General features: G+C 75.2%; 12 protein-coding genes. 10 read left to right on the top strand and 2 right to left on the bottom strand.

What is annotated here, in order from left to right; translation table 11 throughout:
- The first annotated feature begins 7 nt into the window (after positions 1–7).
- On the top strand, positions 8–994 hold the full coding sequence (locus tag ACU610_RS04715) for an aldo/keto reductase (protein WP_446766559.1): 987 nt from the start codon (positions 8–10) through the stop codon (positions 992–994).
- 53 nt (positions 995–1,047) lie between these two features.
- Positions 1,048–2,823, top strand: coding sequence for an aspartate--tRNA ligase (gene aspS, locus ACU610_RS04720; protein WP_446766560.1), 1,776 nt, complete (start codon positions 1,048–1,050; stop codon positions 2,821–2,823).
- Between the two features lie 25 nt (positions 2,824–2,848).
- Here the strand turns inward: aspS and ACU610_RS04725 are convergent, their stop codons facing one another.
- Both ACU610_RS04725 and ACU610_RS04730 read right to left on the bottom strand, forming a co-directional pair.
- Positions 2,849–3,352: an ASCH domain-containing protein gene (locus ACU610_RS04725; protein ID WP_446766561.1), complete on the bottom strand. Its 504-nt coding sequence runs from the start codon at positions 3,350–3,352 to the stop codon at positions 2,849–2,851.
- A 50-nt stretch (positions 3,353–3,402) separates the two neighbouring features.
- Positions 3,403–4,263, bottom strand: coding sequence for an aldo/keto reductase (locus tag ACU610_RS04730; protein WP_446766562.1), 861 nt, complete (start codon positions 4,261–4,263; stop codon positions 3,403–3,405).
- A gap of 196 nt (positions 4,264–4,459) precedes the next feature.
- Here ACU610_RS04730 and ACU610_RS04735 point away from each other — a divergent pair, with 196 nt between their 5' ends.
- The 8 genes from ACU610_RS04735 (at position 4,460) to ACU610_RS04770 (ending at position 13,274) form a co-directional block, all read left to right on the top strand.
- Positions 4,460–5,797, top strand: a complete 1,338-nt coding sequence (locus ACU610_RS04735) for a replication-associated recombination protein A (RefSeq protein ID WP_446766563.1) — start codon at positions 4,460–4,462, stop codon at positions 5,795–5,797.
- Positions 5,798–5,953: 156 nt separating this feature from the next.
- Positions 5,954–6,379 carry a DUF948 domain-containing protein gene (locus tag ACU610_RS04740; protein WP_446766564.1) on the top strand — a complete coding sequence of 142 codons (426 nt, stop codon included), beginning with the start codon at positions 5,954–5,956 and terminating at the stop codon, positions 6,377–6,379.
- Positions 6,379–6,657 carry a hypothetical protein gene (locus ACU610_RS04745; RefSeq protein WP_446766565.1) on the top strand — a complete coding sequence of 93 codons (279 nt, stop codon included), beginning with the start codon at positions 6,379–6,381 and terminating at the stop codon, positions 6,655–6,657. Before ACU610_RS04740 ends, ACU610_RS04745 begins: the two co-directional genes overlap by 1 nt.
- Positions 6,658–6,717: 60 nt before the next feature.
- Positions 6,718–9,405, top strand: coding sequence for an alanine--tRNA ligase (alaS, locus tag ACU610_RS04750; protein ID WP_446766566.1), 2,688 nt, complete (start codon positions 6,718–6,720; stop codon positions 9,403–9,405).
- A gap of 4 nt (positions 9,406–9,409) precedes the next feature.
- Positions 9,410–10,078, top strand: coding sequence for a Holliday junction resolvase RuvX (gene ruvX / locus ACU610_RS04755; protein ID WP_446766567.1), 669 nt, complete (start codon positions 9,410–9,412; stop codon positions 10,076–10,078).
- A 73-nt stretch (positions 10,079–10,151) separates the two neighbouring features.
- A complete protein-coding gene (gene mltG / locus ACU610_RS04760) occupies positions 10,152–11,771 on the top strand; it encodes an endolytic transglycosylase MltG (protein WP_446766568.1) in 1,620 nt (539 codons plus the stop codon).
- The gene (locus tag ACU610_RS04765) at positions 11,764–12,594 is read left to right on the top strand and encodes a shikimate dehydrogenase (RefSeq protein WP_446766569.1); all 831 of its coding nucleotides are present in this window, start codon (positions 11,764–11,766) and stop codon (positions 12,592–12,594) included. Before mltG ends, ACU610_RS04765 begins: the two co-directional genes overlap by 8 nt.
- A gap of 5 nt (positions 12,595–12,599) precedes the next feature.
- Positions 12,600–13,274 carry a prepilin peptidase gene (locus ACU610_RS04770; protein ID WP_446766570.1) on the top strand — a complete coding sequence of 225 codons (675 nt, stop codon included), beginning with the start codon at positions 12,600–12,602 and terminating at the stop codon, positions 13,272–13,274.
- Positions 13,275–13,301: the final 27 nt, after the last annotated feature.

Below are 13,301 nucleotides of genomic sequence, written 5' to 3' on the forward strand. Positions count from 1 at the left end.
TCGACCGATGAGCATGGAGCAGCGGCCGCTGGGCCGGACGGGAGCCGACGTCAGCGTCGTCGGCCTGGGCACCTGGCAGCTCGGCGGTGACTGGGGGGACGTCGACGACGACACCGCCGCCGACGTCCTCGACGCCGCGCTCGACGCCGGCGTCACCCTGCTCGACACCGCCGACGTCTACGGCGACGGCCGCTCCGAGGAGCGCATCCGCCGTGCGCTGGTGGCCCGGTCCGACCGGCCGTTCGTGGCGACCAAGGCCGGCCGCCGCGCCGACCCGTTCGAGGCCGCGCAGTACACGCCGGAGAACCTGCGGGCCTGGGTCGACCGGTCCCGCCGCAACCTCGGCGTGGAGACCCTCGACCTGGTGCAGCTGCACTGCCCGCCGCCGGCCACCTACGAGGACGACCGCGTCTACGACACCCTCGATACCCTGCTCGAGGAGGGCGCCGTCGCCGCCTACGGCGTCTCGGTGGAGACGGTGGCCGAGGGGCTGCGGGCCATCCAGCGCCCGAACGTGCAGACGGTGCAGGTCATCCTGAACATCTTCCGGCGCAAGCCGCTCGAGGAGCTGCTGCCCGCCGCGCGGAGGGCCGGTGTCGGGATCCTGGCCCGGGTGCCGCTGGCCAGCGGGCTGCTGACCGGCAAGTACGACGAGTCGACGACGTTCGCGCCCGACGACCACCGCAGCTTCAACCGCCACGGCGAGGCCTTCGACGTCGGCGAGACCTTCTCCGGCGTGCCGTTCGAGGTGGGCGTCGCGGCCGCCCGCGAGGTGGCCGAGATCGCCGGCGACGCCCCGACGGCGGCGTTCGCGCTGCGCTGGGTGATCGACCAGCCCGGCGTCACCACGGTGATCCCCGGCGCGCGGACCGTCGAGCAGGTCCGCGGCAACGTCGCGGCGGCCGCGCTGCCGCCGCTGACCGGCGCCCAGCTCGCCGACCTCGAGCGCGTCTACGACGAGCGGATCCGCGCGCACGTCCACGACCGCTGGTGACCAGTCCTCCCTGCTGCGTCATCTCCCGCCCACCACCCCGAGAGGCAACCCCCGTGCTCCGCACCCACGACGCCGGAACGCTGCGCGCGTCCGACGCCGGTTCCACCGTCACCCTCGCCGGCTGGGTCGCCCGCCGCCGCGACCACGGCGGGGTCGTCTTCGTCGACCTGCGCGACGCCTCGGGCTACATCCAGGTCGTCGTCCGCGAGGAGGAGGCGCACGCCCTCCGCAACGAGTTCTGCGTGCTGGTCACCGGCGAGGTCCGCCGGCGTCCCGAGGGCAACGAGAACCCGGAGCTGCCGACCGGGGAGATCGAGGTGGCCGCCGCCGAGCTGCGCGTCCTGTCGCCGTCCGCCCCGTTGCCGTTCCCGATCGAGACCGACCAGGCCGCGTCGGACGACGTCCGCTACCGGTACCGCTACCTGGACCTGCGGCGGCAGGGTCCGGCGAAGGCCCTCCGGCTGCGGTCGGAGGTCAGCCGGATCGCCCGCGAGGTGATGGCCCGGCACGGGTTCACCGAGGTGGAGACGCCGACCCTCACCCGCTCCACGCCCGAGGGCGCCCGCGACTTCCTCGTGCCGGTGCGGCTGCAGCCGGGCAAGTGGTACGCGCTGCCGCAGTCGCCGCAGCTGTTCAAGCAGCTGCTGATGATCGGCGGGCTGGAGCGCTACTACCAGATCGCCCGCTGCTTCCGGGACGAGGACTTCCGCGCCGACCGGCAGCCGGAGTTCACCCAGCTGGACTTCGAGATGAGCTTCGTCGAGCGCGACGACGTGCTCGCCGTCGTCGAGGACGTCGTCCGGGCGCTGTGGCAGGAGCTGGCCTCCTACGACGTGCCGGAAATCCCGCGGATGACCTACCGCGAGGCGATGGACCGCTTCGGCTCGGACAAGCCCGACCTGCGGTTCGGCATCGAGCTCACCGAGCTCACGGAGTACTTCGCGCAGACGCCGTTCCGGGTGTTCCAGGCGCCGTACGTCGGCGCGATCGTGATGCCCGGCGGTGGCTCGCAGCCGCGCCGGGCCTTCGACGCGTGGCAGGACTGGGCGAAGTCGCGCGGGCACCGCGGGCTGGCGTACGTGACGGTCGGGGAGGACGGCACGCTCGGCGGGCCGGTGGCGAAGAACATCTCCGACGCCGAGCGCGAGGGCCTCGTCGCCGCCGTGGGTGCGCAGCCCGGGGACTGCGTCTTCTTCGCCGCGGGGGCCCGCCGGCCGGCGCAGGAGCTGCTCGGCGCGGCGCGCAACGAGACCGCCCGCCGGCTGGAGCTGGTCGAGCCGGGCTCGTGGTCGTTCCTGTTCGTAGTCGACTTCCCGATGTTCGAGGAGACCGAGGACGGCTCCTGGACGTTCACGCACCACCCCTTCACCTCGCCGACACCCGACTGGCGGGACCGCTTCGAGCAGGACAAGGGCGCTGCCCTGTCGGACGCCTACGACCTGGTGTGCAACGGGAACGAGCTGGCCAGCGGCTCGGTCCGCATCCACGACGCCGAGCTGCAGGAGCGGGTGTTCGAGACCCTCGGGATGTCGCAGGAGGAGGCGCGCGAGCGGTTCGGGTTCTTCCTGGAGGCCTTCTCCTACGGCCCGCCACCGCACGCCGGTGCCGCCATCGGCTGGGACCGCACCTGCGCGCTGCTGTCCGGGGTGGACTCCATCCGCGAGGTCATCGCCTTCCCGAAGACCGGCGCCGGGTACGACCCGCTGACCGGTGCGCCGACGCCGATCACCGAGGCCCAGCGCAAGGAGGCCGGCATCGACGCCCAGCCCGACGAGCCCGCCCTGCCCGGCGAGCCGGGCGCGCCCGGTCCCACCGACCCGACCCGCTGAGGTCTCCGGCCGTTCCCACGGCTGCTCAGTCCGCGACGTCGGGCGGCCAGACGACGCGGAAGCGTTCGAAGACCACCTCGAGGTCGTCGTCCCACGTCTGACCGCGGGCGGCCAGCGTGCGGCGGAAGTAGCGCTCGTGTGCCCGCAGCCAGCTCGCCCGGGTGCGGTCGCCCTCGCCCTCGTCCCAGGCGAAGGCGGCGTCGACGCTGTCCAGCCGGCCGAGGCGCAGCTCGACGGTGCGGAGCACGCAGCGGGGCCGGCCGGCGCCGTCGCAGACCACCCAGTGACCGCCGACCCGGGGGAGCGGCTCGGCGTCGTGGGCGTGGTCGAGGACCAGTCCGGCCGTGGCCCGCTTGGTGCCGGCGAGCACCAGGCCGAGCAGCTCGTCGGCCAGGTCCACGGAGTCGCCGAACCGGCCGACCCAGGGCTCCTCCTCGGGTGGGGCCGGCTGCGGGCGGGCGCTCGCGTAGGCCGACCACAGCGCCAGGGCCTCGTCCCGGTGGACCGGTGGCAGGTCCGGCGTGGTCATGCGGCCATCCTCCCCGGCAGGCGTCTCGCGGCAGCCGGTCGCGGGACGGCTCAGGACTCGTCGAGGCGGGCGAGCTGCTCGGCGGTGAGCTGCAGGTCCGCGGCGGCCGCGGAGTCCTGGATGGACGCCGGTCGTGAGGCCCCCGGGATGGGGACGACGACCTCGGACTGGGCGAGGTGCCAGGCCAGGGCCACGCGGTACACCGACACGCCCAGCTCCTCGGCGAGCTCCGCGAACGCCGGCGCGGAGGACTGCAGCGCGCCGGCCGCCGACACGCCGCCGAAGGGGCTCCACGGGATGAAGGCCAGCCCGTGGGCCTCGCAGTGGGCCAGCTCGTCGGCGGAGAACCGCCAGCCGGGGGAGAACTGGTTCTGCACGCTGGCCAGCGCAGGACCCACGATCGAGCGGGCGACGTCGATCTGCGCGATGTCGGCGTTGGAGATGCCGACCATGCGCACCAGCCCGTCGTCGACCAGCTGTCGCAGCCCGGCCATCGACTCCTCCCACGGCGTGTCCGGGTCGGGCCGGTGGAACTGGTAGAGGCCGACGGCGTCGACGCCCAGCCGGCGCAGCGAGTCCTCGCAGGCGCGGCGCAGGTACGCCGGCGACCCGTCGAGCTCCCAGTCGGTGCCCCGGCGGGTGTGCCCACCCTTGGTGGCGACGAGCACCGACGAGGTGTCACCACCGTAGGAGGCCAGCGCCTCGGCCACGAGCGACTCGTTGTGGCCGAACTCCGACTCGTCGGCGGCGTAGGCGTCGGCGGTGTCGATCAGGGTCACGCCGGCGTCGAGCGCGGCGTGCACGGTGGCGACGGCGTCCTCGCGGGAGGGCCGGTCGGTCCTGGTGGACAGGGGCATCGCCCCGAGCCCGATGGCGCTGACGGTCTGGTCTCCGATGCGTCGCTGCCTCACGGGGGCTGTCGTGCCCCGCGGGTAGCGTTCGCAAGCGTGAGCGGACAGGCGCGGAAGCCTCGCAGGGAGCGCCCGAGCCGGCAGGGAGCGAGCACCGCGGCGAACCCTGCGAGCGAGGAGCGGAGCGACCGCGGAGGCGAGTCATGACACGGCGACCGAGGAGCGCAGCGCGCCGCGGGAGCGAACCGGGGGGATCGTGAGCTCGCTGTTCGACGAGCCGGCGCCGGAGGTCTCCGGCGTCGACCCGGGCGCACCGCTCGCCGTCCGCATGCGGCCGCGGTCGCTGGACGAGGTCGTCGGCCAGTCCCACCTGCTCGGCCCGCGTGCGCCGCTGCGCCGGCTGGTCGAGGCCGACGAGCCGATGTCGCTGGTCCTCTACGGCCCGCCGGGCACCGGCAAGACGACGCTCGCGCACGTCATCTCGCTCGCCACCAAGCGGCAGTTCGTGCAGTTGTCGGCCCTCGACGCCGGGGTCAAGGAGGTCCGCGCGGTCATCGCGGGGGCCAAGCGCGAGCTGACCTACGCCGGCCGGCGCACCGTGCTGTTCATCGACGAGGTGCACCGGTTCTCCAAGACCCAGCAGGACAGCCTGCTGTCGGCGGTCGAGGACCGGATCGTCAGCCTCATCGCCGCCACCACCGAGAACCCGTTCTTCTCCGTGGTCAGCCCGCTGCTGTCGCGCAGCCTGGTGCTGGCCCTGCAGCCGCTGTCGGACGACGACGTCCGCAGGTTGCTGCACCGCGCGCTCACCAGCGACCGCGGGCTGGACGGCGCGGTGACGCTGGCTGCTGCGGCCGAGGAGCACCTGGTCCGCATCGCCGGCGGGGACGGGCGCAAGGCGCTCACCGCGCTGGAGTCCGGCGCCGGCGCCGCCCAGGCGGCCGGGCTCGCCGAGATCGACCTCGCCACCCTGGAGACGGCGGTGGCCCAGGCCGCGGTGCGCTACGACCGGCAGGGCGACCAGCACTACGACGTCGCCAGCGCCCTGATCAAGTCCATCCGCGGCAGCGACGTCGACGCCGCGCTGCACTACCTGGCGCGCATGGTCGAGGCGGGGGAGGACCCGCGCTTCATCGCCCGCCGGCTGGTCATCTCCGCCAGCGAGGACATCGGCATGGCCGATCCGACGGCGCTGCAGACCGCCGTCGCCGCCGCCGACGCCGTGGCCTTCATCGGGATGCCGGAGGGCCACTTCGCGCTGGCGCAGGCCGTCGTCCACCTGGCCACGGCGCCCAAGTCCAACGCGGTCACCGTGGCGATGAGCGAGTCCGTCGCCGACGTGCGTGCCGGGCTGGCCGGGCCGGTGCCGCCGGGGCTGCGCGACGCCCACTACGCGGGCGCGAAGAAGCTCGGCCACGGCGGGACCTACGTCTACCCGCACGCCCACCCCGACGGCGTGGTGCCGCAGCAGTACCCACCGGACGCCCTGGTGGGCAAGGACTACTACCGGCCCACGAACCGCGGTGCCGAGGCGACGATCGGGGCGCGGCTGGCGAAGCTGCGCGCGATCGTCCGGCGCGGCCGCGGAGCCTGACCCGCGCCCTCGTCCGGCGCGGCCGCTGAGCCACCGGCGGGGCACGGACGGGCATCCGGGCCCCCGACTACTGTGACCACGCCGGGCCGACGCCCGCCGGCGGCGACCGGCGGGGCCCGGACGCCGAGATCGACGTCGACGAACCAGGAGGACCGGGTGTCCGCAGGAGAGTGGGCCGGACTGATCGCAGCGCTGGCGCTGGTGCTGCTGGTGGTGCTGCTCGCCGTCCCGATCCTCAAGCTGGGGCGCACGCTGGACGAGGCGACGCTGACCATCCGCCAGGCCCGGGAGCAGAGCGGCCCGATCCTGAGCCAGGCGTCGACGACGGTCGCCCACGTCAACAGCAACCTCGAGCGGGTCGACGACATCACCGGCAACGCCGCCAACGTCTCCAGCAACGTGGCCGCGCTGACCAGCGTCGTCGCCGCCACCGTCGGCAGCCCGCTGATCAAGGTGGCCGCGTTCAGCTACGGCGTCCGCAGCGCCGCGCGCAAGAAGCGCGAGGGCCAGGCCATCGCCGAGGCCGCCGCCCGTGACAAGGCCGAGCGCCGCACGCGCCGCGCCGCCCGGCGGGCCGCCTGATGCGCCGGCTGTTCTGGCTCGCCATGGGGATCACCATCGGCGCCCTCGTCGTCCGCAAGCTCTCCCGCGCCGCGGAGCGGATGACCCCGGCCGGTATCGGCGCCTCGGTGGCCGAGGGCCTGCGCGACCTGGCCGACGCCATCGGCGACTTCGGTGCCGACGTGCGCGCGGCGATGGCCGAGCGGGAGCTGGAGCTGCGGGCCGGCACCGGCCTGGACGCGCCGCTGCCCGAGGCCGGCCCGGCCCAGCTGCCCGGCCGGCACGCCACCGACCGCTGAGCCCCCTCCTCCCCGCGGGACGCCGCACCCCGGCCGACCGCCTCCCAGACCGAGTAGGACATGCAGACCGCCGAGATCCGCCGCCGTTTCCTGGAGCACTTCGCCCAGCGCGGGCACACCGTGGTCCCCAGCGCCTCGCTGGTCTCCCCGGACCCGTCCCTGCTGTTCACCGTGGCCGGCATGGTGCCGTTCATCCCGTACCTGACCGGCCGGGAGCCCGCGCCCTACCCGCGGGCGACCAGCGTGCAGAAGTGCGTGCGCACCCTCGACATCGAGGAGGTGGGCAAGACCACCCGCCACGGCACGTTCTTCCAGATGAACGGCAACTTCTCCTTCGGGGACTACTTCAAGGAGGGGGCGATCCAGCACGCCTGGGACCTGATCACCGGATCGGTGGAGGACGGCGGCCTCGGCTTCGACCCCGAGCAGATCTGGGTCACCGTCTACCTGGACGACGACGAGGCCGCCGAGGCGTGGCAGCGGATCGCGGGCCTGCCCGACGAGCGGATCCAGCGCCGCGGCCTGAAGGACAACTACTGGCACACCGGCCAGCCCGGCCCGGGCGGCCCGTGCAGCGAGATCTACTACGACCGGGGTCCGGAGCACGGTCCCGACGGCGGCCCGGTCGTCGACGAGGACCGGTTCCTCGAGATCTGGAACCTGGTCTTCATGCAGCACCAGATCGACGACGTGCGGAGCAAGGAGGAGTTCCGCATCGTCGGCGACCTGCCGAAGAAGAACATCGACACCGGCATGGGCCTGGAGCGGGTGGCCTACCTGCTGCAGGGCGTCGACAACCTCTACGAGATCGACGAGGTGGCGCCGGTGCTGCGCCGCGCCGCCGAGCTGGCCGGGGTCGACTACGGCCGCGATCACGACGACGACGTCCGGCTGCGGGTCGTGGCCGACCACGTGCGCAGCGGTCTGATGCTGATCGGCGACGGCGTCACCCCCGGCAACGAGGGGCGCGGGTACATCCTGCGCCGGCTGCTGCGCCGCGCCGTCCGCTCGATGAGGCTGCTCGGCGTCGACGAGGCGACCCTGCCGGCGCTGCTGCCGGTGTCGAAGGACGCGATGAAGGCCAGCTACCCCGAGCTCGAGGCCGACTTCGCCCGCATCTCCAGCGTCGCCTACGCCGAGGAGGAGGCGTTCCGCCGCACCCTGGCGTCCGGGACGGCGCTGTTCGACACCGCCGTCCGCGAGGCCAAGGCCGCGGGGACCCCGGCCCTCTCCGGTGAGCAGGCCTTCTCCCTGCACGACACCTACGGGTTCCCGATCGACGTCACCCTCGAGATGGCCGCCGAGCAGGGCGTGACCGTCGACGAGGCCGGGTTCCGCGCGCTGATGCAGCAGCAGCGCGACCGGGCCCGCGCCGACGCCCGTGCCAAGAAGACCGGCTCGGTCGACGTCCTGGCCTACCGCCGGCTGCTGGCCGAGCACGGTCCCACGGACTGGCGGGCCTACCAGACGCTGCGCACCGACTCCCGCGTGCTGGGCCTGGTCTCCGAACTCGCCGCCGAGGAGGACGCGCCCGGTCGGCCGGCGGGGCCGGGCGAGATCACCCGCGTGGTGCTCGACCGCACGCCGTTCTACGCCGAGTCCGGTGGCCAGGTCGCCGACGCCGGTGTCCTGACCTGGGACGGCGGCCGCGCCGAGGTGCTCGACGTGCAGCGCCCGGTCAAGGGCCTGGTCGCCCACCAGGTGCGGGTGCTCGAGGGCGCGCTCCACGAGGGCGCCGAGCTGACCGCCGAGGTCGACCGCGAGTGGCGGCTGTCGGCCTGCCAGGCGCACTCGGGCACCCACGTGGTGCACGCCGCGCTGCGCCAGGTGCTCGGCCCGCAGGCGCTGCAGTCGGGCTCCTACAACCGCCCGGGCTACCTGCGGCTGGACTTCGCCTGGCAGGGCGCGCTGACGCAGCAGCAGCGGCACGACATCGAGGACGTCGCCAACGCCGCCGTCCGCGCCGACCACCGCGTCTCGGCGACCTACATGTCGCTGCCCGAGGCCCAGGCCATCGGCGCCCTGGCGCTGTTCGGGGAGACCTACGGCGAGCAGGTCCGCGTCGTGGAGATCGGCGGCCCGTGGTCGCGGGAGCTGTGCGGTGGCACCCACGTGCAGGGCAGCGCCCAGATCGGCACGCTGGCGCTGACCGGCGAGTCGTCGGTCGGCTCCGGCTCCCGCCGCGTCGAGGCCGTCGTCGGCCTCGAGGGCTTCCGCTACCTGGCCCGCGAGCGCGACCTGGTGCGTCAGCTCGGCGAGCTGCTCAAGACGCCGACCGACACCGTCCTCGAGCGGGTCAGCGGCATGCTGGCCCGGCTGCGCGACGTGGACAAGGAGCTCGCCGAGCTGCGTGCCCAGCAGACCCTGGCCGCGGCCGGGGAGCTGGCGGCCGGCGCCCGCGACGTCGGCGGCGTGTCGGTGGTCACCGGCGCGCCGGGCGGACTGGGCGGCGGCGACCTGCGCACACTGGCCCTCGACGTCCGGGGTCGGCTGCCCGCCGACCGTCCGGGGGTGGTCTTGCTCGCGTCCGAGTCGGGAGGCAAGGTGGCTCTCGTGGCGGCCCTCAACCCGGCCGCCCAGGAACGCGGACTCAGCGCCAGCGACGTGCTGCGGGCAGCAGCGGCCCCGGTCGGCGGACGTGGCGGGGGCAAGCCAGACGTGGCCCAGGGGGGCGGTACCGACCCCGCGGGCATCCCAGCGGCCCTGCAGGCCGGAGAACAGGCGGTCGCGACCGCCGCAGGGAGGTAGCGGAGTGTCCAGTCAGCACCCCGACCAGACCGGTCCGGCGGGCGAGCGCCCGATGCAGGGGCGGCCCGCCGTCCCCCCGTCACGGCCGCGCGCCACCCCGGCCGCTCGGCCGCAGCAGCCGGTCCACCACGCGACCGAGCAGATCGACCTGCGCGCCGGCTTCCCCCCGGTGCGGCACGAGACCGCGCAGATCGACCTCTCCGGCGGGCTGCCCGGCGGCCTGCCCATCCCGCCGCGGCAGCGGCGGCAGGGCCGCCGGCTGGGCATCGACGTCGGCAGCGTGCGCGTCGGCGTGGCGATCTCCGACCCCACCGGCACGCTGGCCAGCCCGCTGGAGACAGTGCAGCGGGCCCGGGACGAGTCCGACCTCGACCGCATCGCCGCGCTCGTCGCGGAACACGAGGTGACAGAGGTGATCGTGGGGGAGCCGAGACACCTCTCGGGTGCGTCGGGCGCCTCGGCGAAGGAGGCGCGTGCCTACTCTCGGGCACTCGCCGGGCGCATCGGCTCGGTGCCCGTGCACCTCGTCGACGAAAGGCTCTCCACCGTGACCGCAGCCAGTTCCCTCCGGGCGAACGGTCTCGACAGCCGCCGCCAGCGCTCGGTGATCGACCAGGCCGCGGCCGTGGTCATCCTCCAGGCCTATCTGGACGCCCAGCGGGAACGCTCGTGAACGAGCTCGCGAGTCCACGCAGGGGCACAGCACCGCCGGTCACGCGACCGACGAGCGCCAGCGAGGAGGAAGCGTGACCGACCCGACCCCGCCGGGCCGGCGGGGTCGGCACGCCTCTCCCGACTCCTCCAGCGGCGTGCCCGCGTCCGCGTGGCTGACGTCGATGCCCAGCCGGCCCCCGGTCGGGGACAAGGGCATCCACCCCGGGCCCGCCCCGCGCCGCCGCCGGGCCGTCGACGACCAGCGCACCGGGCCGATGCCCGGCCCGGTCGCCCACGCCGGGGACCAGCGGTCCCCGCGGCCCCGGCACCCCTCCGAGCCCCTGCCCGACCTGCCGCCGATGCCCGCGGGCGCCTGGTCCCGGCTCTCCCGCCGTCCCGACGATGCCGCCGACGACGCCACGGTGGGGGTGGGGGCCGTCCCCGCCGTCCCCGGCGCGGACCCCGACGAGACCGCCGGGCACTCCGCCGACCCGCACCAGTGGGACGACGCCGACTCGCTCGGGGGCCTCGACGTGCTCGGTGCCTCCGGCTCCCACGACGTCCGCCGCCGGCGCCGCGGCCGGCGCGCCGAGCCCGAGTACCACGCCGACGAGTACGGCGACGAGCCGCTCGGCGGCGGGCGGGGCTCCAGCCGCCCGCGTCGCCGGCGCAGCCCGCTGGGGGTCGTCCTCTCGCTCCTGGTCCTGGCCGGCCTCGTGGCCGGCATCTTCTACGGCGGCAGGGCGCTGATCGGCCTGGTCAACCCGGCCAGTGAGGACTTCCCCGGGGAGGGCACCGGCAGCGTCGAGGTGCGCGTCTCCTCCGGCGACACCCTCAGCGACATCGCCCGCACGCTGGAGGCCGAGGGCGTCATCGCCTCGCCGGGCCCGTTCGTCGACGCCGCCGAGACCGAGCCGGCCGCCACGGGCATCCAGCCGGGTGTCTACGCGCTGCGCTCGCAGATGAGCGGCGCGGCCGCACTGGACCTGCTCCTGGACCCGGCCTCCCGGATGATCTCGCGGGTGACGATCCCCGAGGGCTTCACCATGCGGGCGGTCCTCGACCGTCTGGCCGAGACGACCGGGAGGCCGGTCGCCGAGTTCGAGGCCGCGGTCGTCGACCCGGCCGCGCTGGGCCTCCCGGCGTACGCCGGCGGTCAGCTGGAGGGCTACCTCTTCCCGGCCACCTACGAGTTCGAGCCCGACGACACCCCGGTCGACATGCTGCGCCAGATGGTCGGCCAGTTCACCGCCACCGCCGAGCGGCTGCAGCTCGAGCAGCGCGCCGCCGCGGTCGGGCGGACGCCCGCCGAGATCGTCACCGTGGCCTCGATGGTGCAGTCCGAGACCCGGCTGGACGAGGAGCGGGCCGACGTCGCCCAGGTCGTCTACAACCGGCTCGGGCAGGGCATCCCGCTCGGCATCGACGCCGCCCTGGCCTACGGGCTGGGCAAGAACGGCAACGACCTGACCATCACGGACCTGCAGACCGACAGCCCGTACAACACCCGCACCCGGGCCGGGCTGCCGCCGACGCCGATCAGCTCCCCTGGTGAGGCCAGCCTCGAGGCGGCGCTCGCGCCGAGTGCCGGGGACCTCCTGTACTACGTGCTGGAGAACGCCGACGGCGGCCACTTCTTCACCGCCGACTACGCGGAGTTCCAGGCGGCGCGGGCACGGTGCGCCGCCGCGGGCCTCGGCTGCGGTGGCTGACGCGGCAGCTGCGGGGTCCAGGAGGGCGGCGGTCCTCGGCCGCCCGGTGGGGCACTCGCTGTCCCCGCTGCTGCACCGGGCCGCCTACGCGGCGCTCGGCCTCGACGACTGGACCTACGACGCCCTGGACGTCGGTGCGGAGGACCTGCCGGTGCTGCTGGCCGGGCTCGGCGAGGAGTGGCGTGGCTTCTCGGTGACGATGCCGTGCAAGCAGGCCGCAGCCGACGTCGCCGACGTGGTGGAGCCGCTGCCGCGCCTGCTGCACGCAGCCAACACGCTGGTGCGGACCGAGGCGGGCTGGCGGGCGGAGAACACCGACGTCCTCGGCGTCGGCACCACCCTGCAGCAGGCCGGGGTCGCCTCGGTCGACCGCGCCGCGATCGTCGGCGCCGGGGGGACGGCGGCGGCCGCGGCGGTGGCGCTGGCCTCGCTGGGCGCCGCGCACGTCGACGTCGTCGTCCGCGAGCCGGGCCGCGCCGGGGACCTGCTGCGGGTGCTCGACACCCTCGGCGTCCCGACCACGGTCCTCTCGCTGGCCTCGGCCGTCGTCGACGCCGAGGTCGTGGTCAGCACCGTGCCGGTCGGCGGCCAGGAGGCGGTCGCGCGGCTGCCCTGGACGGCGGGGCAGACCGTCCTCGACGTCCTCTACGACCCCTGGCCGACCCCGCTGGCCACCGCGGTCACCGAGGCCGGCGGCACCGTCGTCGGCGGCCTCGAGGTGCTGTTCTGGCAGGCCACCGCCCAGGTCGAGCTGATGACCGGGCAGCCGGCGCCGCTGGTGGCGATGCGCGGCGCGCTCGACGCCGCCGTCGGCCTCCGCTGACCGGCGTGCCCGTCGCGGACCTCCCGCTCGGCGCGATCGCCGCCGTGGCCCTCGCCGGCGGGCTGTCCCTGGGACCGTGGCTGGCCCGCGTGTCGGTCCGGCTCGCCCGGCGGGACGACGCGGCGCCGGCCGGCTCGCTGCGCACGGCGCTGACCGTCGTGCTGGTGGTGCCGGCGCTGGCCGGTGCGCTGCTGACCGGCGGGATGCGGCCGGGGACGGTCGCGCTGGCCTGGGCCGGGGTCGCCGGGGTGGTGCTCGCGCAGGTCGACCTCGCCGTCCACCGGCTGCCCGACCGGGTGACCGTCCCGGCGTACGCGGCGGTGGCCACGGCGCTGCTGGTCGACGCCCTCGCGCTCGGCACCTGGACCGCGCTGCTGCGCGCCGCACTGGCCGGCGTGGCCGCGTTCGGGCTGGCCGCCGGTGTCGCCGTCCTCTCCCCGAAGGGGCTCGGGTTCGGCGACGTGAAGCTGCTGGGCCTGCTCGGCCTGGTGCTCGGCTGGGTGGGCTGGGGTGCGCTGCTGGCCGGGGTGTTCCTCGGCCTGGCGACCGGGGCCGCGGCGTCGGTCACCCTGGTCGCCGCCGGGCGGGCCGGGTGGCGCACCGCGCTCCCGTTCGGCCCGCCGCTGCTGGCGGGCGCGGTGCTCGCCCTGGCTCTGCAGGGTCAGGCGCTGCCCACGTGAGCAGGGCGGCCCGCTCCCTGGGCCCGC

The sequence above is a fragment of the Geodermatophilus sp. URMC 61 genome (assembly GCF_052931555.1).

What these genes read in the sequence shown, in the direction of transcription:
- ACU610_RS04715 (WP_446766559.1), top strand. Translation starts at nt 8, where the DNA reads ATGAGCATGGAGCAGCGGCCGCTGGGCCGGACGGGAGCCGACGTCAGC.
- ACU610_RS04725 (WP_446766561.1), bottom strand. Translation starts at nt 3,352, where the DNA reads ATGACCACGCCGGACCTGCCACCGGTCCACCGGGACGAGGCCCTGGCG.
- ACU610_RS04745 (WP_446766565.1), top strand. Translation starts at nt 6,379, where the DNA reads ATGCGCCGGCTGTTCTGGCTCGCCATGGGGATCACCATCGGCGCCCTC.
- alaS (WP_446766566.1), top strand. Translation starts at nt 6,718, where the DNA reads ATGCAGACCGCCGAGATCCGCCGCCGTTTCCTGGAGCACTTCGCCCAG.